The 24773-nt window shown below is 41.0% G+C and carries 18 protein-coding genes; 10 read left to right on the forward strand and 8 right to left on the reverse strand.

Going from position 1 to position 24773, the window contains the following annotated elements:
* Window position 1: 1 nt before the first annotated feature.
* From DPX34_RS15580 to DPX34_RS15595, 4 genes are all read right to left on the reverse strand, one after another.
* A complete protein-coding gene (locus DPX34_RS15580) occupies window positions 2–4048 on the reverse strand; it encodes a non-ribosomal peptide synthetase (RefSeq protein ID WP_111979375.1) in 4047 nt (1348 codons plus the stop codon).
* A 4-nt stretch (window positions 4049–4052) separates the two neighbouring features.
* Window positions 4053–4946, reverse strand: coding sequence for an isochorismatase (locus tag DPX34_RS15585; protein WP_111979376.1), 894 nt, complete (start codon window positions 4944–4946; stop codon window positions 4053–4055).
* Window positions 4947–5051: 105 nt separating this feature from the next.
* Window positions 5052–6704 (reverse strand): (2,3-dihydroxybenzoyl)adenylate synthase, encoded by a 1653-nt coding sequence (locus DPX34_RS15590; RefSeq protein WP_111979377.1) that lies wholly within the window; start codon window positions 6702–6704, stop codon window positions 5052–5054.
* The gene (locus tag DPX34_RS15595; protein WP_198673726.1) at window positions 6704–7912 is read right to left on the reverse strand and encodes an isochorismate synthase; all 1209 of its coding nucleotides are present in this window, start codon (window positions 7910–7912) and stop codon (window positions 6704–6706) included. The genes DPX34_RS15590 and DPX34_RS15595 overlap by 1 nt, the downstream gene beginning before the upstream one ends.
* Before the next feature lie 131 nt (window positions 7913–8043).
* Here DPX34_RS15595 and DPX34_RS15600 point away from each other — a divergent pair, with 131 nt between their 5' ends.
* Complete coding sequence (locus DPX34_RS15600) at window positions 8044–9351, forward strand: MFS transporter (RefSeq protein WP_111979378.1); 1308 nt, start codon at window positions 8044–8046, stop codon at window positions 9349–9351.
* A gap of 219 nt (window positions 9352–9570) precedes the next feature.
* On the forward strand, window positions 9571–10068 hold the full coding sequence (locus DPX34_RS15605) for a hypothetical protein (RefSeq protein ID WP_157964753.1): 498 nt from the start codon (window positions 9571–9573) through the stop codon (window positions 10066–10068).
* Between the two features lie 178 nt (window positions 10069–10246).
* Here DPX34_RS15605 and DPX34_RS15610 read toward each other — a convergent pair whose 3' ends face one another.
* Window positions 10247–11413: a hypothetical protein gene (locus DPX34_RS15610; protein ID WP_111979380.1), complete on the reverse strand. Its 1167-nt coding sequence runs from the start codon at window positions 11411–11413 to the stop codon at window positions 10247–10249.
* Window positions 11414–11501: 88 nt separating this feature from the next.
* On the opposite strand from DPX34_RS15610, the gene DPX34_RS15615 reads away from it, so the two are divergent.
* Complete coding sequence (locus DPX34_RS15615) at window positions 11502–12296, forward strand: 2,3-dihydro-2,3-dihydroxybenzoate dehydrogenase (protein ID WP_157964754.1); 795 nt, start codon at window positions 11502–11504, stop codon at window positions 12294–12296.
* Window positions 12297–12497: 201 nt separating this feature from the next.
* Here DPX34_RS15615 and DPX34_RS15620 read toward each other — a convergent pair whose 3' ends face one another.
* The 3 genes from DPX34_RS15620 to DPX34_RS15630 form a co-directional block, all read right to left on the reverse strand.
* Window positions 12498–13340, reverse strand: coding sequence for a DUF4198 domain-containing protein (locus DPX34_RS15620; protein ID WP_111979382.1), 843 nt, complete (start codon window positions 13338–13340; stop codon window positions 12498–12500).
* Between the two features lie 11 nt (window positions 13341–13351).
* Window positions 13352–13798 carry a DUF2271 domain-containing protein gene (locus tag DPX34_RS15625; protein ID WP_111979383.1) on the reverse strand — a complete coding sequence of 149 codons (447 nt, stop codon included), beginning with the start codon at window positions 13796–13798 and terminating at the stop codon, window positions 13352–13354.
* 77 nt (window positions 13799–13875) lie between these two features.
* Window positions 13876–14517 (reverse strand): PepSY-associated TM helix domain-containing protein, encoded by a 642-nt coding sequence (locus DPX34_RS15630; RefSeq protein WP_111979384.1) that lies wholly within the window; start codon window positions 14515–14517, stop codon window positions 13876–13878.
* Window positions 14518–15943: 1426 nt separating this feature from the next.
* Here DPX34_RS15630 and DPX34_RS15635 point away from each other — a divergent pair.
* The 7 genes from DPX34_RS15635 to DPX34_RS22065 all read left to right on the forward strand — a co-directional run bounded on the left by DPX34_RS15635 (window position 15944) and on the right by DPX34_RS22065 (window position 24668).
* Window positions 15944–16930: a TRAP transporter substrate-binding protein gene (locus tag DPX34_RS15635; RefSeq protein WP_111979385.1), complete on the forward strand. Its 987-nt coding sequence runs from the start codon at window positions 15944–15946 to the stop codon at window positions 16928–16930.
* Between the two features lie 2 nt (window positions 16931–16932).
* A complete protein-coding gene (locus DPX34_RS15640; protein ID WP_111979386.1) occupies window positions 16933–17415 on the forward strand; it encodes a TRAP transporter small permease in 483 nt (160 codons plus the stop codon).
* Window positions 17416–17423: 8 nt separating this feature from the next.
* Window positions 17424–18722: a TRAP transporter large permease gene (locus DPX34_RS15645; protein WP_111979387.1), complete on the forward strand. Its 1299-nt coding sequence runs from the start codon at window positions 17424–17426 to the stop codon at window positions 18720–18722.
* 77 nt (window positions 18723–18799) lie between these two features.
* Window positions 18800–20236 (forward strand): glycoside hydrolase family 28 protein, encoded by a 1437-nt coding sequence (locus DPX34_RS15650; RefSeq protein ID WP_111979388.1) that lies wholly within the window; start codon window positions 18800–18802, stop codon window positions 20234–20236.
* A gap of 112 nt (window positions 20237–20348) precedes the next feature.
* Complete coding sequence (locus DPX34_RS15655) at window positions 20349–21752, forward strand: pectate lyase family protein (protein WP_111979389.1); 1404 nt, start codon at window positions 20349–20351, stop codon at window positions 21750–21752.
* Between the two features lie 122 nt (window positions 21753–21874).
* The gene (locus tag DPX34_RS15660; RefSeq protein WP_157964755.1) at window positions 21875–24211 is read left to right on the forward strand and encodes a pectinesterase family protein; all 2337 of its coding nucleotides are present in this window, start codon (window positions 21875–21877) and stop codon (window positions 24209–24211) included.
* Between the two features lie 196 nt (window positions 24212–24407).
* The gene (locus tag DPX34_RS22065) at window positions 24408–24668 is read left to right on the forward strand and encodes a hypothetical protein (protein WP_111979391.1); all 261 of its coding nucleotides are present in this window, start codon (window positions 24408–24410) and stop codon (window positions 24666–24668) included.
* The last annotated feature ends 105 nt before the right edge of the window (window positions 24669–24773 follow it).

Below are 24773 nucleotides of genomic sequence, written 5' to 3' on the forward strand. Positions count from 1 at the left end.
CCTATTCTGTGAATGTGCTAGTCAGGCGCTCAGCCATATGTCGGCCGATCAAGCGCAACATATCAGGCTGCATCATGTCTCTGTGAATACAGTCCACCTCAACCACATCAATGTTTCCTTGCATATATTTGTGCCAACCTTCGCGGTCTAAAAAGGCTTCTTCTGGTGGTTTGACGGCATTAAAAAACAGCATATCGCCTTGATAAACATAATCGACCTCATCACGAACTCGGCTGTTATTATTGATAACGACTTCGATCATCGCCGAAATGGTATCCGCGCTTAAATGTGCCATTGAGCTACCGGCTTCTTGTAAAATGTCGATTACTTGCGGCCGAGTTAAGCTAGAATGAGCTGATTCATCAAACTCGACACCGGCCATGCGAATAAGCGCACCAAGCGCTTCATCTTCTTGTGGCGGATTCATTTGCTGCCATTGCTCGGTGGGGTAAGAATCGAGTATGGTAAGCAAACCGACTTCTTGGCCTTGTTGTTGTAAAACAGCTGCCATGTGATGGGCTATCATGCCGCCTATTGACCAACCTAATAAATGGTATGGGCCAAAAGGTTGCTCTGCTCTGATCGCCGCAACATATTCTTCTGCCATTTGGCGCATGCTACTTGGCAGTGGCAAATCCGGCGAGGCTAGATTTTTAGATTGCACACCATAAATAGGAATATAGCTTGGAATAATAGGAGTGAGTGCGGCATAACACCAACTTAACCCACCTGCCGGATGCACACAAAATACAGCCGGTTGATTTTCGCGTTTCCGCAAAGGCAGCAATATATTGAGTGCTTCGTCTGAACTGCTGCCGTTAAGTTTATTGGCTATACCTTCAACTGTAGGCGATTCAAATACGGCGGCGAGCGATAATTCAACGCCCATGATCTCTTTAACATAAGCAATTAACTGAGCGGCTAATAATGAGTGGCCACCTAATTCAAAGAAGTTATCACTTGTGCCCACCTCTGGAATATCTAACAGCTGACAAAACAATTTACATAAGCGCTCTTCAACTAAATTAGCTGGCCCTTTATTGCCAATTTGCCCAGATAAATCGGGTTTAGGCAAGGCTTTACGATCGAGCTTGCCATTGGCGGTTAACGGAAACTCGGCTACTTCAACAAAATAGCTTGGGATCATGTATTCAGGTAATAGCGTGGCTAAAAAGGCTTGCAATGCGCCTACATCTATATTGTTGCCTGCTGCGTTATTTTCTGCACCCGTGTGATGTTCTTTTGGCTGTTTATGTGTGTGAGTGGGTTTTATATAGGCGACTAAACGTTTGTCGCCTGCCGTGTATTCTTGTGCCAGCACGCTGACTTGGGCCACTTCGGGATGTAGGGCTAGTGCGTTTTCTATTTCTTCCAGCTCGATCCTAAAACCTCTAATTTTAACCTGAAAATCACTACGACCTATGTATTCAATTGCGCCATATTGATCCCAACGTGCTAAATCGCCACTTTGGTAAAGGCGTGAACCATCTTGTTTAAATGGGTTAGCAATAAAACGCTCTGCGGTTAATTCTGCTTGACCATAATAACCATCGGCGAGTTGCACACCTCCTATATAGAGCTCGCCTATAACGCCCGGAGGTACAAGTTGTAAATTAGGATCCAATATATAAATTTGGGTATTCCAAACGGGCTTGCCAATCGGAATTTTTTTATCGTTAATTGAACAAGGCCAATACGTGACGTCAATCGCCGCTTCGGTTGGCCCATATAAATTGTGTAAGGGTGCTTGATGCAGTTGATAATAATTTTTGACTAAATCGATGGGTAAGGCTTCACCACTGCAAAACACTTGGCGTAAGCTTTTTGTTTGCTCTGCTGTTGCTTGCGCGATAAACACTTGCAACATCGAGGGGACAAAGTGCAGGGTTGTAATGTTTTGTTGCTGAATGATCTCGGCTAAATAGAGTGGATCTTTATGGCCGTCGGGTTTGGCAACAACTAACGTTGCACCGGTGATCAGTGGCCAGAAAAATTCCCACACTGAAACATCAAACCCAGCAGGGGTTTTTTGTAAAATTTTATCGGTTTGATCAATCGGATATTCAGCCTGCATCCACATCAATCGATTGACGATAGCTTGATGATTAATCACCACACCTTTAGGTTTACCGGTTGAACCCGAGGTATAAATAATATAAGCCGGATCATGTGGTTGAATGGTTGAAATTCGCAAATTAACAAGTGCAGTTACACCTATCGCTGGGGTATTTACCCATTGTTTAAATATTTCACCGTCGACTAAATTAATCGTGTTATGTGATGGCACTTTAAGTGCGAGTTGGGCGGTACATAACGTTAATTTAGGCGCTGAAGAATCAAGCATATATGCAATGCGTCCGTCTGGATAGTCGGGGTCTACCGGCAGGTAAATCGCACCGATTAACATGATCGCTTGTTGAGCAATAATAAGCTCAAGGCTACGGGGAATAATAACGGCAATGGTATCGCCTTTATTAATGCCTTGTTCGATAAATTGATACGCTAAGCGCTGAACTTTTTCATGTAACTGTGCATAGGTTAATTGGTGTTGTTCAAATATAAGCGCTGCTTGGTTTGGGGTTGCTAGTGCCTGTTGGTGCAGCAATTGCGCTAAGGTTGTTGTTTTAACTGGGTGGTCGGTGTTGTTCCAATCGTGTAGTATTTTTTGTGTTTCTTCTTTAAATAGAATATTAATGTCTTTGACTTTATAGGTGTGTTCACCGCTGTATTCATTGCTATTACCTTCGTCACGGGCTGCCTTATAGTGTGACTGTTGGGCCTTTGTGAAAAAGTCGCTCATAAAGTTGAATAAACGTTGTTGATGCTCTGCTAATTCTGCTTCGCTATAAAGTTCTGGGTTTGCATCAATATCAAGATGTAATAAACCATCTAATTCATAACAGTAAATCGACATATCATCGACCGGACCGGCAGATAAATTAAAGGCTTTAGAAGGTAAATCACCAAATTGATGTTCATAGTTAAACGGCATGATATTGACTAACGGGCCAAATAAATTGCGGTTGTCTTTAACTACGTTTAATTCGCGGTGTAATTCTTCATAACGATAACCTTGATGGCGACGCACGGCGGCAAATTCTTTATTAACTTGTTTGATTAAATCAATCAGGCTATCACCGGCGTTAAATTCAACACGCACGGGTAAAATATTCACGCGCATTGCCGGTGTTTGGATCGCAACTGAGCCTAATCTACCCATCAAAGGCACGCCCAATACCACGTTGTTGGATCGCGTCATACGATGCACATAACTGGCGATACTGGCAATTAATACACTATACCAGTGGGTTCGACAAAGCTTGGCTACACTGGCCATTTGGCTAAAGTCGGCTGCAGGTAATGCGCCTTTCAAACGCCAAAAGTGATCAGATGTAATAGTCGGTTTACCGGCTAAGTTGATGGTGTCGTTGTGGTCGGCAAAACGTTCTAAATAGAAATTACGATCGGCTTGATATTTATCTGACGTTTTATAATCTTCATCTTCTGCAATGAGTGCCTGTTGCGACACGATATTGGCTTTATCAATGGGTGAGTCAGACGTTAACTGAGTATAAATATGTGACACTCTACTGGCAATTAACGACATGCTGTAGCCATCAATGGCGATATGATGTAGAGACAAAAACCAGACAAATTGGTCGGCTGCTAATTTTATTATCGCCATGCTAAAAAGTGGCCCTGTTTCTAAATTAACGGGGTTTTTAAGCTCTTTTTGCATCCATGATACCGCTTTTTTTAGCGGTAACTTTTCTGTCGAAAAATCGATGTGGTCGACTTGCCAAGGTTGGCGGTTAACCAACATTCGAGGGCCTTCGGTTGTGGTAATAAATTGTGCGTTTAAAGAGTCAACTTCATTGATTGCTTGGCTAATCGCTTGATCTAAAGAGTCTGTGTTGACTGTTCCCTCTATGACAATATATTCACCTGTTTTATAAATTGGGTTTTCAGGCGAACGTAATTGTGCAAACCAAATTCCGGCTTGTGCATCGGTTAGTTGTTGGTATTGAGTTGTGGTTGATTGTGTCATGTTATTAGGCTGCCTTTTTTTGTAAAATTGACCACCATTGACCCAAGCAAGGTGTTGCGGCTAAATCGATAAATGAAATATTAAGTCCGGCGGTTTGCCAATCTGCGACGAGTGACATCATGCGAACCGAATCCAAACCAAAATCGAGCAAACTGTCATCGTCGGTTAATTCGCTTTGGTCTAGTTCGAGCAATGCTGCCACTTGTGCCACAAGTTCGTTATAGGATGTGGGTAGCATCGGCGCAGCGAGCACATCATGGGTATTGCTGATGGCGCTAAGGGTTTGTGCTGTGGTGGTAACTTGACCACAGCGTCCCGCCACATAGGTGGCTGCCATGTGTTGCTCGGCAAAGCTAAAATCAGCTTGCGCATCGATCACCATAAAGGCTTGAATATCGTTCATAAAGGCATCGGCTGCGGTTTGTAAGCAGCCGATGTGTGAATAAACCCCAACAATGATGAGCTGATCACGCTGCCAATGTTGCATTAAATTTTTGAGCTCGCTGCGCACAAAGGCGCTGTAACGCCATTTTACTAATTGGGTGTCGTTTGGGTTTGGCGTTAGGGCATCAATAATTTTTGTTTTAGCGGGGTCGGCGTTAAGTCCTGCGCCCCAAAAGTCGGTTAATAAAGCGCGTTCATTTGGGTCTTGATCTCCGGGTTGCGCGGTATAAACAACCGGAATATCGACGGTATTACAGAGCTGTTTTATTTGGCTGATATTATCGATGACTTCACTAATGGGTTCTAATGATTGATTATAAAAATCGATAAAATATTGCTGCATATCATGCACGAGTAAAACCGCACGCTGAGGGTCGATTTGCCAATCTACTTTGTTGTTAATGTTATTTAAGATATTGTCGATCGAATAAGGGGCTATTGACGGTATTGCCATAAAAATAAGTCCTGTTTAATGTCTATCGTTGATTCAGTTATATAAAAACCATTACCGCGGTGTTAGAGCACATTAGGTAACGTTTTTTGTTTTAAAAATGGAGGCTCAAAATTGGGCGCGTAATTGTTTTTTATCTATTTTGCCAACCGGTGTTTTAGGTAAATGCGATAAAAACTCAATCCGATCCGGAATTTTAAACGCGGCTAGTTCGTGTTGGCGTAAAAATCGCTTGAGTTCGATAGCGTTTGGCTGCAAATTTTTGCACACCACCACGGCGCAACTTTTTTCGCCTAAAAATGGGTCGGGTAAGGCAATAATGGCCGCATCGTGAACTTCAGGATGCGCAAGTAAAGCGTTTTCTATTTCTTCGGCGGCTATTTTTTCTCCGCCCCGATTGATTTGATCTTTCTGCCGCCCTAAAACTTGTAAATTACCCTTTTTAGTGAGTTTGACGGTGTCGCCAGTGATGTAAAAACCATCCGGCGTGAAGGCGTTGCGATTATGCTCTGGTGCTTTGTAGTAACCACAAATGGTGTAAGGGCCTTTTACTAATAATAAACCTTCTTCACCTTGCTTAACGTCAACACCTTGATCATCCACAATTTTGATGTTGTCAAAGGCCGACATGGGGCGTCCTTGAGTATTTATAATGGTATCAAGATCGTCATCTAGCCGTGTGTAATTGACTAAGCCTTCTGCCATACCAAAAACTTGCTGCAGCTGACAATCAAGCTGCGATATAAATTTTTTAGCGGCTTCGGCACTGAGCTTGGCACCACCAATTTGCACTAATTTAAGTGAGCTGAGTTGATGTTTATGTTGTTGAGCATATTCAAGCCACAACAACGCTAACGGCGGCACGAGTGCCGTAACCGTAATTTGATGCTGTTGTATTAATTTAAACGTGCTTTCAGGGTCGGGCTGCGGACTTAATACAACCGTGCCGCCAGCTTGCCATACGCCCAATGCACCGGGCGAACTTAACGGAAAGTTATGACCTGCGGGCAATACACACAAATAATGAGTGTGTTGATCAAATTGACATATTTCAACACTCGCCCGCACGCTATAAACATAATCATTATCGGTGCGTGGTATAAATTTAGGTAAGCCGGTAGAGCCACCGGATAACTGAAAAAAGGCAAAGTCAGGGTTGATTATATTGGCTAAAGGCGCATTTTTATTAAACAATGATGAAAAGGGGATAAACGCATTATCCATTGGCACATCGAGCCAGTCATTGGTTTTTATTGGCTCAGGGGCGATGTTGTCGCAGTCGATTAACCATTGTAAGTGATCATGTTTTTGCTTTAAGCGTTGGCCAATAATGATGGGGTCAAAGTTATTTTGTTGTGCGCTAATGTAAATTCGCGCTTCAATAAATTGACAAAAATAATCCAGCTCATTAAAGCGGTGTGCCGGCATGGCTAACAACGGTTTAACGCCGATACGCAATAATGCAAAAAAATTAAGATATAAAGCGGCACAATTAGGTAAGTGAATAATGGCGGTATCGTTCTGCTTTAATCCGAGTGTTTGATAGCCATTAGCCAGTCGATTGATATCTTGGTCTAATTCGTAATAACTCCATTGCTTATCACCACAAATTAATGCGCATTTATGTGGGTAGCGAGTGGTTGTTTGCTGCAATAAATCATTAATGCTGTGATCTTGCCAGAGTTTATGTGCTCGGTATTGCGCTGCACAAGCAATTGGCCAATCAATAAAGTCTTTGCTGGGGAGCTGGTTATTGGCCATTATGCGGGCTCCATCATGTCATTTTCTGCAAGATCTAAATTAAGGGCATGCAAAATAGTCCGCATTTTATTGCCGGTTTCTTTTAGTTCATCAATAGGATCAGAGCCTTGCACTATGCCAGCACCGGCAAACAGTTTAAGACGATTAGCTTGGATTTCGGCACTGCGAATAACCACCACCCATTCGCCATTGCCTCGTGCATCGCACCAGCCGATTAATCCGGTAAAATAACCGCGATCAAAGGGTTCTTGGCTTTTAATAAAATTGTGAGCTGCAAACTGAGGGTGCCCACATACCGCGGGTGTTGGGTGCAACTTACTAGCTAGTGTTAAAGCGCTAACGGTTGGATCGGTTACTGTGCCTTCTATCTTGGTTGATAAATGCAACATGGTGGCGGTTTCAATAACCGATGGTGTCATGGGGACATATAAATTGCTGCAATAAGGGGCAAGCGCCGCTTCGACCGCATCAACGACGACACTGTGCTCATGCAGGTCTTTCGGGTTTTGACACATCGCATTAGATAATGCTGCATTTTCGGCGATGGCAACGCCACGGCGACGTGAACCCGCCAACGGATTTGAGCAAACATGTTGGCCTTTACGTGATACGAGTAGTTCGGGGCTTGATCCCACTAAACGGGTATCAGCGGTATTGCCGATGCGCGAGCAAAAAGTATAGCCGCCGGGGTTTTGGCCTAAAAGGCGATTAATAAAAGCCGGTACGTTAATCGCTTCTTCGGTATCTATTTGTATTGAGCGCGAGAGAACGACTTTATTAAAGTGGCCTTGTTTGCATTGTTTTACCGCACTACTGACGGCATTTATATAATGCTTGGGTGCCGGAAAAGGCTGCAAACGTGATTGCTTATGGTGTATTGGGCTTAAATCGGCGGGTATTTCTGCGCCGCGCATGGGGGCTGATATATGTAAGGTTTCAGGTATAACAAATTGCACAGGGTTGTGCTCAGAAAAAGGAATAATGCCTAAAGCTATCGGATTATCATCGGCATGTGTTTTTGCTTGTTGTAACAATTGCTCGACATACTCTGGCAGTTTATCAAACCCCATAATGCCTTGATGATAAGCATGCTGTTCACTGGCTAACAAGGTTGTCGTCGGCGAGCTAAAGAAAAACGGGCTGGTATTTAATTGATTAATAAGCAGATCAGAACGCATTGCGTCACTGCCGATGATTTGACGATTCATTTGGTTGTTCTCAGCGATGTTTAAGAGAGCTGGATAATAGAACATAAAACTAAACTTTGTAAATAAGAATGAGATCTATTATCATTCTCATTTGTATAAGGTAGATAGAATAAGGCGTAGATGGTAGTTAAATGATTAAAAATAATAAAAAAAACAGCTTAATAAGTGGCAATGTAGAAAGGGAAGACGTTGAAAAAACAGCTCTACCGAGGCACAAAGTCCTTTTGATATTTGTGGTTTTTGTACAATTTTTACTCATGAGTGATTTTATGATGCTTATGCCAATGGCGCCCGATATTGCGCTCGATCTTAATTTTAAAGTTGAGCATTTTGCCTGGTTAACTGGCGCTTATACCGCGATGGCCGTTATATCGGGGTTATTTGGTGCCGTGATATTAGATAAGGTAGACCAACGTAAAACAGTCATCATTTTGCTGACTGTGCATGCGGTGTTAATGTTCAGCTGTTATTGGGTTGAAAGTTTTAGCTTATTATTTGTTTTGCGTTGTTTAGCCGGGTTAATTAGTGCGCCTTTAGCCGCAATATTATTAAGCTTTATTATATCCAACTTTTCAGTTGCCGATCGGGGTAAAGCTATGGCTAAAATGGCGTTGAGTTTTTCACTTTCGGCCATTATTGGTGTGCCGTTAGGGTTAGAGCTGGCTTACATTTTGGGCTGGCGATTGGCCTTTGTGGTTATGGCGGTGCCTTTGTTATTAATGGCGTTTGCTTCTTGGTTTGTGCTGCCCCAAAATAACCCATCCTCTGTCGCGCATTCACAACGTGATTCAGACGGTCGCTCTGATAATCGCTCTGAAAGTCAGTCGCCAGGGCATCCATTTAGTTTTGCCTTATTAAAGCAGCAACCCACATTGTTAATTGGCTTGCTTTTAATGGCGACAACCACATTTTCCGTTTTTTTGTTTATCCCTCACTTATCAAGTATTTTTCAATTTAATTATGGTCTAGCCCGCGAAGATATAGGCCAGCTCTATTTATTGGGCGGTTTGGTGACAATTGTTGTGACTCAAGTGTTTGGGGCGTTTATAGCGCAACTTAATTTGAATTTTGTAAGTTGGACTTTAGCTATAGCAACAATCGTGGTGTTGTTTTTAGGCTTCAGTTCAACCCCTTGGTTGCCTGTGTTTATGGTGTTTATTTTATTTATGTCGCTCAATAGCCTGCGTAATTTAATGGTGCAGTATATCGTGAGTAAAATTCCACAACCCGCCGCCAGAACAGGTTATATGTCGGCACTGGTGAGTGTAAGAAATATATTTACGGGTTTAGCGAGTGTTGTTAGTTCATTTATTTTAGTGACAACCCCAGCGCAAAGTTTGGCTAATGTCGACAGCTTAATTTGGTTATCAACCTTAACTATTTTATGTATGCCTATTTTTATTATGTTTCTGCTGCGCTCAACAAAAATGATTTATTAAAAAAAAGGGGGGATAGAGTTTTGTATTTAACAGGTAAGTAAAAAAGCCAATTATTCACGTCAATCACATAAAATCGACTCTCTATAATAACGAGTATTATAAGTTAGGCCTATTATTGTCAGTAAATGTTTCATTAACTTAAAAATAGAACAAAGTTTTTTTGCTGGTTTCCCTGTCGGTTATGCCACCGAAAAAATCATCAAAAAACAAGATCACAGCTTGTGGAATAGCATTGTGGTGTATCAAACCGAGTTTGTTACTCAAGCGGAACTCGCTGCGCTACAAATATACTTGAATCATGGTGGTACGGAGATTCTTGATTCAGCGGCTAGTTTGAGTAAAGACGAGTATGGCAATAAACATAAGCAGTCTTTAACGCAAGGTAAAGGCCAGTTGATTAATCTAAATGGCAAAGCTGATCTTGATGAAATTCGTCAAGTTGCACTTAAAGCATCGGCTCAGGGTTTACCCGAAGTCACGTTTAAAGAAGAAAATGGCACTCAACATAAAAGTTGTAACTGGCGTGTTGTTAAGCAAACTGATGGTAGCTATTTAGTCAGCAGTTTAAATTTAGGCAAACATAATGCTGATTTAACCATAGGCTTAATGGGTAACAAACCGATTCAGGTAACGGACTTATTTACTCAAAACGCGCTCAAGCCACAATTTAGTTTAATGCCAAGTGGCGTTAAACTTTTAAAGGTTGTTGTTAAATAAAAAATTAGGTTAGGCAAAAATCCCCAAGTACGCTGAACTATTTACGACATAATTGAAAGCGATTTTCCCAAGATGATCATGATTTTTGATTAGGATTATTTTCAATAACACAGAAAATCTATATATCGCTATCGCACTGCTTAAAATAAGTATAAAAAGATATTTATATCTGAATTTGTTACTGAGCACTTTGTTCTAATATTGATTCAAATGCAGATTCGACTCGTCCACCCACTATCGCGACACGTCTTTGCATTTCTTTTATCCAAGCTTTATCGGCCATTACGTCTGGCGGAAATCGAGTTGACCGCTCTGTTTGTCCTACAAATAAATAAGCATCACTTAATTCACTGGCTTTAGCGTCTAAACGCTCCATTCGGCTTAACCTTACTTTTGATTTTGGCAATAAATCGACAAACGCGAGATCGCCAATAGGGGAATTGTTTAACTCTATCAGCGCTGGATTAGTTATATCGGCAATCGCTTGTGTGAACTCGGGCTGAGTGGCGGGCCATACAACATAGAGTTTTCCTGGATATTGAGCTTCTATTTGGGTTGCTAGCGGTTGGTTTTTGATAGGGATAGGTGAGCTCGAAATCGAAGTTGCTTTAAGTAAATGAAAGGCACCAAATACCATCAGTGTTTTTTGTTTTTTTTGGATTGCCTTTTCAGCTTGAGCATAAAAACCGCTGACTTTGTTGTTTGCTGCTTTTTGCCATTCGGTTTGCGTGGTACTGGCCTGCCAAGTGAATGCAGGTTCGGCTAAGGTGACTTTAATTTGTTCGGCCGTCGAAAGATGTAAGTTATGTTGGCGAATAATTGAGAAGAATTGACCATATTCATTGGGCTGCCAAGCCGTAAAAAAAATGGAGCTGCGCATGACCTGTTTGAGCTCGGTGTCGCTAACGGCTTTACCTTGTAGGTAATCATTTAATAAAGGTTGAAAACGCGCATTGCCAAATTCAACAATAATATGTTTTATTTCGTGTGCGAAACGGGGTTGGGCAACTAAATTATTGATAAATTGCATGACCTCTGCATTCCAATGGTAATCGCCCATTGCCACTAAAGTGTGGGTAGAAAATTTATCGAGTATGGCATCTACAGCAGGTTTAGCTTGCCGCTTTACTTGATCTATTTGTTTTTGAGTTAAATCAACATTTGCTTGATGCGGTATATACATACAGCCAGATATCAGTGCGACTAATAAGCCAATGCCAGCCAATTTTCTCCGAGGTGTAATGCGCTTTATTTTTTTATGTACCGTATTTTTTAGCGGTATTAATCTTGTTTGAATTGTCGTTGTTTGGTGTCGTTTGGGTTGAAACAAGGTGTGCAGCCACATATCTATTCCTATTTTACTTGTTGTAAATGATAATGAATATCAATACTATTATCATTTTATTGTAAAGTCAGCTTTTTTGAGAATGTTTATGGCATTAAATACGGTAACGTCGACTTCATTTTGTTTAATCACGGGAGCTGCAAAGGGAATTGGTGCTGCTGTTGCTCGTCTACTTGCTAAACAGCAACACGCGTTAATATTAATTGATAAAGATTTACATCAATTGCAGGAGCTTAAATCAGAGCTTATGCAATATAGTACCGAGCCTATTCAATGTTATGGGCTTGATGTAACGCAGTATGCGGCGGTTGCAACCTTGATTGATGAGTTCGAATCTAACGGTTTGTGTATTAATCATTTAGTTAATTGCGCGGGGATTTTACATACCACTTCCGTATTAAAAACCGATTTACATCATGTAACGCAGACGTTTGCGGTTAACACCTTTGCGGCTTTTCATTTTATGCAGCAAGTGGCTAAAAATATGCAAAAACGGGGAGCTGGCTCAATCGTTGTGATTGGTTCAAATGCGGCAAGTGTGCCACGGGTTAATATGTCAGCTTACTGTGCAAGTAAAGCCGCTTTACATGCTTTGGTGCGTTGTTTTGCATTAGAGCTTGCAGGCACAGGCGTGCGTTGCAATATTGTGAGTCCCGGTTCTACATTAACGGCCATGCAAACGGCAATGTGGGATAATCCTCAAGGTGAATTGAATACGCTACAAGGTGATTTAGCGCAATTTAAGCTGGGTATTCCCTTGCACAAATTAGCAACGGTTGATGATATAGCGCAATCCGTTAGCTTTTTATTATCGGATGCAGCAAGCCATATAACGATGCATGATCTGCGAGTTGATGGTGGTGCGACACTTGGCGCAATTTAATTTACGTCGGCTAAGAAAGATAGCCATTTGTGATGGATATTGACTTAAGTGACATCAATCTGCTTAACCCTGCATCTTGAAGTCACTTGAGGATATTAGCCAAAGTTGAGGTTATTTAACCTCAATTCTACTTAGGCTATGTAAGGTTATGTAAGGTTATGTAAGGTTATGGGCATTGAGTTTGTTTGAGTTTGTTTAAGGTTATTCTGGATTAACTTCAAGCGTGGTGTATAACGCGTATTTAGTTATATCAGAACCTTGGGTTTTAATGTTGGTTTCTGCTTCGATTAAATACAAGCCCGCGTGTGGCCAAGTTACATTGAACTCACCTTTGTTATTGCTTTTTAGTTTAATTACTTGGCGATCGTTGCGATAACGAGTTTGACCCGCTACAACTTGCAATGAAATAGGTGTTAGTAAAGGTTGGCCATTTAGCAATAAACTAAAACGAGCGGTTTCACCAGCAAATAATTCATTTGGATGTGTGATAGGTTGAATAGCTAAACCTTGATCGAGTGGTTGTACGGGGGTAAACGTATTGCGACTAACAAAGCTGTCAATCGTTGAAATCATGGTGACTTGTTTAATATTGCTGGCACCGGTTGGCACATCGGCTTGTTCGCGTGAGCCAAAAGCTCGACCTTTATCGCCATTTTCTTTGATAAACTGCATGAATTGAATCGCTTGCTGTTGCAATAAAATACGGTAAGTTCCTGATTGATCTAAAGTGATGCTACCCACGCTTTTACGGGTAAAATCGTTAAACGGGATGTTTTTTAGCCATTGCTGATCGGGGGTGATCGCTTGTAAATCAGCTGGTGGTGGCCCTGGACGTTTTAAAGCCGCACCGGTGTTAGGTTTAAACGCGTGGTCGGGTTTGAATAGTTCATTTGAAATACTCATATCGACGGTAATAGTTTGCGGCTTGTCGCCTGATAAGGTGTTATGGCTTGGTATTATCCAGCGTGCATGAGCATAAGCCGATTGTTGAAACAGTAGGTTAAGTATGGCAACCACACCTATTTTAATCATTGCGTTTTTCATCTTATTGACTCTTAGTTTAAGGTTAAATTGATCGTACCTAGCTCTGTTTTGCCTTGAGCTGCGGCTTGTTGATTCGTTTTCAAGGTGATCGGTATTCGGATAAATTCACGTCCTCCTTCTTCACGAGATGCTTCGACGTTAAGTATGTATTGCCCTTCAGCCACCGGATTTTGAGTTAAATCAAGGCCGTTCCAAGTGAGTGTATGCTCACCTGGTCGGTGAGTCGCTTGTGTTACGCCATCGATATTTTGGTTTCCTCTGCCGGCTTTACGCCACCATTGACGAAGATCTTTGTACCATTCTTTGTCATCTGCCCAGAGGGTTAGGGTTGTTACATATTGGCGCGACGGCGTTTCTAGCCAAACCGCGACATAAGGCTTGTGATAAGGATCTACGTCAAGTTCCGGTAATGTTAAATTTAGAGTTAACGTTGTTTGTGCTTGAAGGGATAAGCTCATAAAAAAGCACAAGCTAGTGAGTAATAGACGGTATGTTCGCCGCCGTTTTAAGTTATTGGTTGTCATGGTTTTCTCGGTTAGTTCAGTTGAATATGAGGGATAAATGTCCAGTAAATTAAGGCCGGTAGTACGGTGCCGATCAAAACAAGATTAAAGCCGATCACGCGTTTAGATTTTTGTTGCCATAAAATGATGATGCCGGTAAATGAAAATAAACAGATCAGTGCGGCTGTTATGTCGATAACCCAAGACCAAACCGCACCGGTATGTCGACCTTTGTGTAAATCATTCATTAATTGCCAAAAACTGCCCACTTGGTAATCAATCAATACCGTACCTTGCTGTTGATTTATAATAACGAGGGCATATCCAGCAGGGAGTGGATAGTCGATTTCTATTTCGCCTAAATCTGTTTGCCAATTAACACTTTTGCGTTGGTCTAAGTTGTATTCGGCCGTTAACCAGTGTTGTAAATTAATAAGCCCTGTTGGCTGCTCGGCGGTTGCCCTTTTTAATGGTTGTGCAATGTTTGCTGGCAAAGTGAATTCAACGCTACCTTGCGTTGATTGATTTGCTAACCAGTTATTATGGTTAAGCGTAATACCGCTGATGCAAAACAGAATTAATAAACTAAATAAAGCACTCGATAAATAAATATGGATGAGACGAGAATATTGAAAAAACACACGTTTTATTGTGCGTGGATTAATGGTTGGCATTGGGTATATTATTAAGTCACATATTTTAATGTAAATGATAATAGTTATTATTTTTGTTTGTATCAATAGGTTTGTTAAAATTTATTACTGCACCAGAGAGGTATTGACACTAATAGAGTGGGGTTGTTATTGCGAGCTGCCAATATTAAATGGTTGATTATTGAACGCTATATCAGGGTTGGAGAAGAGGTATTAAGCAGAATGTTTTAGGCATTTAGGCGGTCAATATAGTCTTCTCGCTCAGGTTTTATGTTATTAAACCGGTAATTTATATTGCGTTATGCATTATCCGGTTTACGCGCTAACGGCGCTAAACAACCTAAATTGTCATTATCAAGATCTATTTTGGGCTTTGTCTTAAACGGATTTTATCAACTAAATTTTTACCCACTAAAATTAGTTCATGGATTCGTTGAGTTGGATCTGAGATATTATTGTTCCATGAAAAAATTTATCACACCAAAGTTTGAAGTATTTAATTTATCTTTAAGTTCGGCCACGTATTTTTTTAAATAAAATGTTCTCTAACTTTTCTATTAGTAGCCGATAAGTTGGTAAAAATCGCAAGCATTTTTGTTAGATAAGTGAGCGGCTGAATAGAAAAATCGCGTTGTATTATTCTCTTAAGAACTCAGGTTTACATGTGAATGCTTAGTGAAAAAAGTAGAAAAAAAACATGCCGCGAGTGCATTAATTTATTACCCAATTGACTACAAAAATCATTGAACAAATAACGTGTTAAAATAAGATCCCCCAAGCTCGATTAATTACCCGTTTTTTCCTGTAATAATGTATTTACCGGGTTAAATTAATTAACGCAAATTAGCCATTTTTTGAATTTAAAAAGCTGTTAGATATGTATATTGATGTAAAAACAGATCATATAAGTTGTATTTTCATCTTACGTTTACCTTGTTTTTGCTACCGGTGGCAAAAAGTTAGGATAAACCGTTGTTATTAAAATTTAAAAAGGTTAACATCTAATTAACGTTAAGCTTGCATAACGCATTTATCGTTATTTGATGGCCAGTATAGTGGCAAAATTGATCGTGAGCTTTTATCAATTTAAGTAAATCCACATTGAGTTATTGTTATTTTTGCTACCGGTGGCTTTTTTTGTGTTTTATAAATTTTTAGTAAATAAACAATGCTCATAAAATGTTTTCATTTGTTGGTAAAACCGTATTGATAACAGGCAGTAGCTGTGGGCTAGAGCTGGTTTTAGCTATAGGTTTTGCATCAGCCAGTGCGGTTATCTTTTCAGTCGTGAGCGCGTTTATTTAACAGAATAAAGCAAAGCTTAGCGGAATTAATAAACGTTTAAAGTATTGAACCAAGCAATGAAAGTTGAGTGTTGTTTTGATGATTTGTGTGTACGCGGGGTAGTTATGTTTTGTTGCTATCCCGCTTTTTTAAAGTAGGTTTTATGATGACACTATTAAGAAAATTTTTATTTATAACCGCGCTGTTAACAGGTTTAAATGCGTGTGGTGGTAACAACGAAAAAGTGGTGTTGCGTATGGGACACACCTTAGATACTGAGCACAGTGTACATAAAGCCATGTTGCATTTAGCTGAGCGTTTAGCTTTATATTCTGATGGTCAAATGGAAATGTTGATTTACCCAAGTGCGCAGCTGGGTTCTGAACGTGAAATGGTCGAGTTACTGCAAATTGGCAGTTTAGCCATGACAAAAGTATCGGCGGCGGCCATCGAAGGTTTTGTACCTGAAATGAAAGTCTATAGTTTGCCTTATATATTTACCGATCGTGAGCATCGGTGGGATGTATTGCAAAGCAGTATTGGTCAAGCCTTGCTTAAAGAGACAGAAGCCGCTCATTTAGTTGGGCTGGGTTATTATGATTCAGGCAGCCGAAGTTTTTATATGACCGATACCGAAGTGCATACACCTAAAGATTTAATTAGTAAAAAAATACGAGTCATGGAAAGTCAAACGGCAGTGAAAATGATCAATGCATTTGGTGGTGCGGCGACGCCAATTTCGTTTGGTGAATTATATGCGGCATTACAGCAAGGTGTTGTTGATGGTGCCGAAAATAATCCGCCTTCGTTTTACTTATCTCGGCATTATGAAATTTGTCGTTACTATATTTTAGACGAACATACTTCAGTACCTGATGTCGTCTTAGCGAGTAAGCATATTATGGAGGGGTTAACCGCTCAGCAACGAGCTTGGTTAGATGCAGCCGTAGCTGATTCGGTTGAGTTACAAAAAACATTATGGTTAGAAGCTGAGCAACATGCGTTGTCTGAAGTTAAGGCCGCTGGCGTTGAAATTATTTATCCAGACAAAGCGCCGTTTGTCGATGCGGTGACCGAGTTTCATGCTTCTTTTAAAGGCACTAAAGTGGGTGTCTACCTAGAACAAATCATTAACATGAAACGAGGTTAATTATGGATAAAGTAGTTAATATTATCGAATTTTTACTTAAAAAATTACTGATCAGTTTGTGTGCTTTGATTGTTGTTGCGGTGACATGGCAAGTTTTTTCTCGCTATATATTGCAATCGCCGAGTTCAATTACTGAAGAGTTAGCGCGTTTTACGCTTATTTGGATCAGTTTATTTGGGGCGGCTTATGCATATCAAACGAATGCACATTTAGGACTTGATGTGGTAACAAATAAGTTTACTGATTCAGCTAAAAAAGGGGCTGAAATGTTTCGCCATCTGGTTGTATTCGCTTTTGCTGTACTCGTCATGGTGATTGGTGGTGTTTACCTTGTTGATTTAACAATGGTGCCAGCACAAACATCAGCGGCGTTGCAAATTGAGATCGGTTTTATTTACAGCGCCGTGCCCGTTACCGGCGTTATTATTAGTGTGTTTAGTGTTAATAAAATCAAGCAAGCGTTTTTATTAACTGAACGTGCTTAGGGGGTTATGTGGAATATTCAGGTTTAGTTTTAGTGGTTACCTTTGCGGTATTGTTAATTTTGAACGTACCGATCTCATTTAGTATTGGGATCGCGACGATATTAACAATGTTTTTAAGTATCGATTTTGCGCCAGCCGTTACAACGGTTGCACAGCGTTTAGCGGGTGGGGTTAATAGTTTTGCGTTATTAGCGATCCCCTTTTTTGTTTTATCGGGTTTAATTATGGGGCGAGGCGGAATAGCCAAGCGTTTAATTGAATGTGCGATGGCCTTAATTGGTATGCTACCGGGCGGTTTAGCCTTGGTTAATGTTTTATCTTGTACTTTGTTTGGTGCTATATCAGGCTCTGCTGTTGCAGCCACGAGTGCGATCGGGAGCTTTATGATCCCGCAAATGGAAAAAAACGGTTACGACAAAAATTTCGCTACAGCCGTTACCAGTGCTGCGGCCACAACGGGTATGCTTATTCCGCCCAGTAACATTTTAATTATTTATGCAATTGCCAGCGGTGGCGTTTCTATTGCTGCGTTGTTTGTGGCAGGATATTTACCGGGGTTAATGGTGTCGGGCGCTTTAATGGTCGTGTGCGCGGTATATTCAAAAATTCATGGTTATCCAACGGGTGCTCGATTACCGCTTAATATTGTTGTCGAAAAAGTCGTGTCGGCATTACCCAGTTTATTACTTATCTTTATTGTTATTGGCGGCATTATCGGTGGGGTGTTTACCGCGACAGAAGCAGGGGCGATTGCGGTTTTGTATTCGTTGGCCTTATCTGTTGGTTTTTATAAAGAAGTCAAACCCAAAGAATTGCCTGAAATTTTACTAAAAGCCGGTGAAACCACTGCTATAGTTATGCTGTTAATCGGTGCTTCTTCGGCGATGTCTTGGATATTATCGTACGAGAACATTCCACAAACCATTAGCTCGTTTTTACTCGAGCTAAGCGACAATCCATTTGTTATTTTGCTACTGATTAATTTAGCGTTGATTTTAGTGGGGGCGTTTATGGATATGACCCCTGCGGTATTAATTTTTACGCCGATATTTTTACCGGTAGCCGAACAGTTAGGTATGTCTCCTTTGCATTTTGGTATTATGATTGTACTCAATTTGTCGATAGGGTTGTGTTCGCCGCCGGTTGGTTCTGTGTTATTTGTTGGGTGTGCCGTGGCTAAAACCACGATAGAAAAAATAATTCGACCGTTATTACCTTTATATATCGCCATGTTTATCGTGTTGATGTTAGTCACTTATATACCCGGCATTAGTGAGTTTTTACCCACGTTTTTTGGGCTTTATTAATTTTAAGTATGCAGCTTATTTGTTGAACTGTATTGAATTGTAATATGAATAAACATGAAATCATGAGTGAGGAAACGATGAAGACAAGTCGCAGATCATTACTAAAAGGTTTAGGCATTGGTATGGGCTCTGTTGGTGCGCTTAGCGTAACAGGGTGTCAAGTTACTTCTATATTAAACAATGCCACCGGTGGAGGTTCTGAGTGGGATCAGGCGATAGCCAATATTCGTCGTAACACAGTAGAACCCACTTTTAAGAAACAAGATTTTATCATTACCGATTTTGGTGCCAAAAATGATAAGCAGTTTGATAGCAGCCAAGCGATTCAAGCGGCTATTAATGAGTGTGCAAAGCAAGGTGGCGGTCGGGTTGTGATACCGACTGGGCACTTTTTAACGGGTCCTATTCATTTAGAATCTAACATTAATTTACATATTACTGAAAATGCCACGTTATGGTTTGTGACTGATCCTGAACGTTATTTACCTGCGGTTTATACACGCTGGGAAGGTGTTGAATTAATGGGGTATTCACCACTTATTTATGCTTATAAAAAGAAAAACATTGCGATCACCGGTAAGGGCACACTTGAAGGGGGCGGCAGTAATAAAGCATGGTGGCCTTGGAAAGGTAAATGGAAACGTACCGATTGGGTGATCAGCGATGTTGAAAATCAAAAACACACACGTGATGCCTTATTTAAAATGGCAGATGAAGGTGTACCGGTAAAAGATCGCGTGTTTGACAAAAACTATCTACGCCCGCCTTTTATCCAACCGTATTATTGCGAAAACGTATTAATTGAAGATGTCACGATTAAGAATTCGCCATTTTGGTTAGTTAACCCGGTGCTCTGCAATAGCGTTACCGTACGGGGGATCCATTGTGTTAGTTATGGTCCTAATTCAGATGGATGCGATCCTGAATCTTGTAACAACGTAGTTATCGATAAGTGTATTTTTGACACCGGAGATGATTGCATTGCGGTTAAATCGGGTCGAAATGCGGATGGTCGTCGCGTTAATGTGCCGTGCGAAAACATCGTTATTGATAATTGCGAAATGAAAGAAGGCCATGGTGGCGTGGTGATTGGCAGTGAAATTTCGGGTGGTGTACGCAATTTATATGCACAAAACTGTGAAATGAGCAGTCCACATCTCAAGCGGGGTATTCGTTTAAAAACTAATTCTATTCGCGGTGGTTTACTCGAAAACTTGTATTATCGCAACATTGTTATTGGCCAAGTGAGTGATGCGATTGTTATCAACTTTTTGTATGAAGAAGGCGATGCTGGACCGTTTAAGCCTACCGTGCGCAATTTAAATATTGATAATTTGATTGTTAAACAAGCCAAACGTGCCTTTGTATTGCGAGGTTATGACCACACTCCAATATCGGGTGTAACCTTGAACAATGTAACGTTTATTAAAGTGAAAAGTGACAGCATTGTTGAGCATGTTACTGATATTGAATTAAACAATGTCAAAGTCAATGGTCAGCCTTACACGCTTTAGTTTTCTATTATTGTCTTTAAATTTAACCTGAACTTTAAGTTGTAATGATGACTTTAAGTTCGGGCTCTACAGTGGCTTTGCGCTAATACAGGCTAAGTTGTGGTCTTGTAAAATGATGAAAAAAAACATTATCGCTTATGGATTTATCCTCTTCAGTTTGCTGGCATTCTATGTGTCAGCACAGCAACCATTAGCTTTTTCGGGCGCACAAGGATTTGGTAAATATACGCAAGGCGGCGCAGGTGGTCAGGTTTATCAAATAACGTCATTACTAGATGATCCAAACAACCCACAACCTGGTACTTTACGCCATGCGATTAAACAAAAAGGTTCACGCATTGTGGTGTTTAATGTGTCGGGCTTTATTCAGCTAAAAGCGCCATTAAAAATTAGACACGGTTTTATTACGATTGCAGGCCAAACATCACCCCAAGGTATCGGGGTTAGAGGCGACACGGTTTCGATTAAAGCGGAGCAGGTGATTATTCGCTATGTTCGTTTTAGGTTAGGCAGCATAGCCAAAGATGAAGATGCATTAACCGTGCGTGATTCAAATCACGTTATTATTGATCATTGCTCAATAAGTTGGGGAGTAGACGAGACCGCTTCGTTATATAACAACCGCAACACGACATTGCAACACACCCTTATTTCAGAAAGCCTAAACAAAGCAGGTCACGACAAAGGTGCACATGGTTACGGTGGCATTTGGGGCGGCGCATCGGTTAGCTTTATTAATAATGTTGTTGCTCATCACACCAGTCGTACACCCCGCATTAATGGTTATCGACTTAAGCCGACGTTTGCTCAAGATGAAAATTTTAGCGAGCTGGTTAACAACGTTTTTTATAATTGGCAACATAACAATTTATATGGTGGCGAAAACGCGCGTTTTAACTTAAGCCATAATGTTTATATTCCTGGACCGGCAAGCAAAAAACAGCGCTTTTTTGAATTTTATCCGGCTAAGACCCCTAATAATTTAACTAAAGCCTACATTGCGCATAATGTGTTTCGAACAAACGAGGCTATTACTAAAGAAAATAAGTTAGGTGTGAAATTTAGTTCAAAAATACCCCCTGCACAGCACGCTGCTATATTAGCTAACACGCCTTTATTCCCTTTAAAAAAATCACCTTTAAAAAATGCAATCAGTCCTACCGAGTTATTCATGGCTAAATCGCCTATCGACGTTTATAAAAAATTGATTATTGAACGTGAAGTGGGGGCTAATCGAAACGCGCTTGGCTTCTTTTTAGACTCAGTTGATACACGTGTGTTAGCCGACATTGAACACCAAACAACAAGTCGAGGTACGCAAGGCATTATTGATACTGAGCTGCAATCAATTGAGAGTTGGCCTGTTTATTTAGCCGAATTTAGTGCTAACACGAAGCCGTATACAGATAAAAATAAAGACGGCATTGCTGATACTTGGTATCAACATAATGGCTCTACTTTAAATAACCAAACATCGCATATAGAGCAATATATCGATCTTATTGGTGCTTTTTAATCATTAAATCGACGGCAAGTTTTTATTAAGATGAGTTGGGTATATTGCTGATATCTACCCAGTCACTTGGGAATGCGACAGACCCGCTCATCTCGATTTGGTATCTATGGAGATATGTTAACGTGCAAAAAAAACACGATGAACTAATAAATAAAGTCGTACCCAATACGCGTTTATTAACGGGCTGGCTAAGCGTTATTTCAAGGTTGTTAAGCCAATTATATGCGGTTAAACGGCTAGCCTTATTGATATTTTTAAGCCAATCAGCATACGCACTCGAATCAATACCGCAAATTGAGTTTGATGCAATTGTGAGTGCTAAACCGCAATTAATTCCGTCAAACAAACCTCATTATTTAACGATACAAGCCGCGCTTGATGCTGCACCTATTCAATTCCCTGATCAAAATAAAAAGCGGCATGTTATTTTTATCAGCGCGGGTGATTATTATGAAAAGCTGACGATCTCAAAACCGAATATCGCACTGGTTGGTAACGGTAAAACCACAACACGTATTCATTATGATGCTTATTCAGGCTTACAAAAACCAGGTTCAGATAAACGTTGGGGTACGTTTGGCTCTGCCACATTAAACGTTAATCATTTAAATTTTTATGCTGAAAACTTAACGATCGAAAACAGTTATGATTTTCCGGCTAATGATAAGCTCGCTAAAACCGATCCTAAAAAAGAGCGGCATTCACAAGCGGTTGCGCTTATGGTTGGTGCCGGTGGCCATCATGCGGTGTTTAACCATGTTGCGGTTAAAGGTTATCAAGACACCGTCTTTATTGACGGCGGCATTAATTATTTCTATAACAGCGATATTTATGGCCATGTTGATTATATATTTGGTCGAGGTAATGCTTTATTTGAAGCGTCTACTATTATTAACCGCCGTCGACATGCGCCTAATAATCTTAAATATACGGGCTATGTTACCGCGCCAAGCACCGATAAAAAGCAGTTGTTTGGTTTTACCTTTATGAATTGCCGATTTGTACATGAACCCGGTGTGCCGGCTAATTCGGTGCCGTTAGGGCGGCCTTGGCATCCCACAACGACATTTAAAGATGGTCGTTATGCTGATCCTAATGCGATTGGTAAAACCGTAGTGCTCAATAGCTTTTTAGATAAACACATCGCGCAAGTCGGTTGGAGCTCCATGAAAGGGACCAGTCGTATCGCGGGGCAAAAAGATGTATTTGAACCCGAAAGTGCCCGTTTTTTTGAATATGCCAATAGCGGTCCGGGGGCGGTAGTCAATCCAAAGCGTCGGCAGTTATCAACAGAAGACGCCGCATACTATAGCAAGCAAAATGTGTTAAGCGGCTGGCAGCCAAGTTTAAGTGCGGCGGTTGTTGGTGGTATTTCACCATTGGTGGCAGGTCAAGATGGTCGTGTTATTAAAGTCACCAATTTAAATAAGTCAGGTGAAGGTTCGTTTCAAGCCGCTTTAGCCGCGAAAGGTCCACGTAATATTGTTTTTACCGTAGCAGGTGTCATCGACCTTGATCGCTCAATGCTTTCAATTACAGAGCCTTATGTCACCGTGCACGGCAATACGGCTCCAACGCCAGGGATAACGCTGATTAAAGGCGGTATTCGCATTATTACACATGATGTAAAATTAACACATTTGCACATAAGACCTGGTGATGCAAACCTAGCAAAACGTTTTGGATGGGCACCCGATGCTGTCAGTATTAGCCGAGAAGGGGCTTACAATATATGGATCGACCATTGCTCGTTAACCTGGGCAGTTGATGAAAATATTGGGATTAGCAGTAGTCGTTTAAATGGTTATGCTGGCGCGAGTCACGACATTTGGGTGTCTAATTCAATTATTGCTGAGGCGCTTGATTATGCGACTCACCGTAAAGGCAAACATTCGAAAGGCGTGTTGGTTCATGATTTTGTACAAAACGTACATTTTTATCGTAATTTATTTGCGCACAATGATCGACGTAACGCCTACTTTAAAACCGCGGCAACCGGAACATTCATTAACAATGTGATCTATAACCCGGGTTCTGGAGCTTTGCATATGGGGTATATTCCTGACGAATTTGCCGGTTATCGTGCTGAGTTACGTCGTCCAACCGTGAGCGTGATTGGCAATATATTATTGTATGGCCGCGATACGTATTCTGATTTAGCTTTGGCTTCGCACATGGGGCAGGCATATCAAGCCGACAACCTCGTGCTTAACTTATCTGCAGAGCCTATGCCAGTTGTTGATTCCGCTATTTTACCACTCTACGTTGAGCCTATTTATTCTCCTTTTACAGATAAGCTTGCCTCTGCAGTGCTGCTACCCGATTTATTAAATTCGGTTGGGGCATTTCCCGCACAACGCGATCGCATTGATAAACGTATTGTTAGTTCAGTGACAGCGGGAACTGGGCGTATTATTGATAGCCAAGAATTAGTGGGCGGTTACCCCAGTGTTTTTTAACCTGAACGCCCTAGATAACAAATTAGCTAATGCATTGTATTATTGTAATTGTTTATGGTTTTAAAATATGAAGTGGTCGTGAAATAAGTGCTTCATTTTATTGCCATAATTAACCATTGAATTTTCATTTTTCTAGCGAGTTATCGCCACTTTTTCTTGCAATGATTATCACGACCCAAACAAGAGGAAGTCAATCATGAAAAAACTATTTGTATGTGCATCACTCGCCATTACTTTAACCGCGGTAAACGGAGGTGTAATAGCTGGTAGTATTTCAGGCTGGGAGTACAAGGGTAGCTCAAACGGCCACGCTATATGGGAGGCAACAAGGCTCGGTGCTTGCGCCATAGTAAACACCTCCAAAGGGGGTAAAATATTATCCAGAAACAAGATTAGAGCTGGAAAAAAAGGGGACACCATTCGAGTCAAGCCAGGGCAGGGTATCTCAAATTGCTAAAGGGTAGTATCAGTAAAACAAGCCCCATTACTCACAGGGGCTTGCAACCCTCCCTCCCCTAAAAAAACCACCAACCAATCAACCCATTGATCTACAGGTCTACTG

The organism is Algibacillus agarilyticus (assembly GCF_003286125.1).
Classification (GTDB): Bacteria; Pseudomonadota; Gammaproteobacteria; order Enterobacterales; family Alteromonadaceae; genus Algibacillus; species Algibacillus agarilyticus.

What these genes read in the sequence shown, in the direction of transcription:
- DPX34_RS15580 (WP_111979375.1), bottom strand. Translation starts at nt 4,048, where the DNA reads ATGACACAATCAACCACAACTCAATACCAACAACTAACCGATGCACAA.
- DPX34_RS15585 (WP_111979376.1), bottom strand. Translation starts at nt 4,946, where the DNA reads ATGGCAATACCGTCAATAGCCCCTTATTCGATCGACAATATCTTAAAT.
- DPX34_RS15590 (WP_111979377.1), bottom strand. Translation starts at nt 6,704, where the DNA reads ATGGCCAATAACCAGCTCCCCAGCAAAGACTTTATTGATTGGCCAATT.
- DPX34_RS15595 (WP_198673726.1), bottom strand. Translation starts at nt 7,912, where the DNA reads ATGAATCGTCAAATCATCGGCAGTGACGCAATGCGTTCTGATCTGCTT.
- DPX34_RS15600 (WP_111979378.1), top strand. Translation starts at nt 8,044, where the DNA reads ATGATTAAAAATAATAAAAAAAACAGCTTAATAAGTGGCAATGTAGAA.
- DPX34_RS15610 (WP_111979380.1), bottom strand. Translation starts at nt 11,413, where the DNA reads ATGTGGCTGCACACCTTGTTTCAACCCAAACGACACCAAACAACGACA.
- DPX34_RS15615 (WP_157964754.1), top strand. Translation starts at nt 11,502, where the DNA reads ATGGCATTAAATACGGTAACGTCGACTTCATTTTGTTTAATCACGGGA.
- DPX34_RS15620 (WP_111979382.1), bottom strand. Translation starts at nt 13,340, where the DNA reads ATGAAAAACGCAATGATTAAAATAGGTGTGGTTGCCATACTTAACCTA.
- DPX34_RS15625 (WP_111979383.1), bottom strand. Translation starts at nt 13,798, where the DNA reads ATGAGCTTATCCCTTCAAGCACAAACAACGTTAACTCTAAATTTAACA.
- DPX34_RS15630 (WP_111979384.1), bottom strand. Translation starts at nt 14,517, where the DNA reads ATGCCAACCATTAATCCACGCACAATAAAACGTGTGTTTTTTCAATAT.
- DPX34_RS15635 (WP_111979385.1), top strand. Translation starts at nt 15,944, where the DNA reads ATGATGACACTATTAAGAAAATTTTTATTTATAACCGCGCTGTTAACA.
- DPX34_RS15640 (WP_111979386.1), top strand. Translation starts at nt 16,933, where the DNA reads ATGGATAAAGTAGTTAATATTATCGAATTTTTACTTAAAAAATTACTG.
- DPX34_RS15650 (WP_111979388.1), top strand. Translation starts at nt 18,800, where the DNA reads ATGAAGACAAGTCGCAGATCATTACTAAAAGGTTTAGGCATTGGTATG.
- DPX34_RS15655 (WP_111979389.1), top strand. Translation starts at nt 20,349, where the DNA reads ATGATGAAAAAAAACATTATCGCTTATGGATTTATCCTCTTCAGTTTG.
- DPX34_RS22065 (WP_111979391.1), top strand. Translation starts at nt 24,408, where the DNA reads ATGAAAAAACTATTTGTATGTGCATCACTCGCCATTACTTTAACCGCG.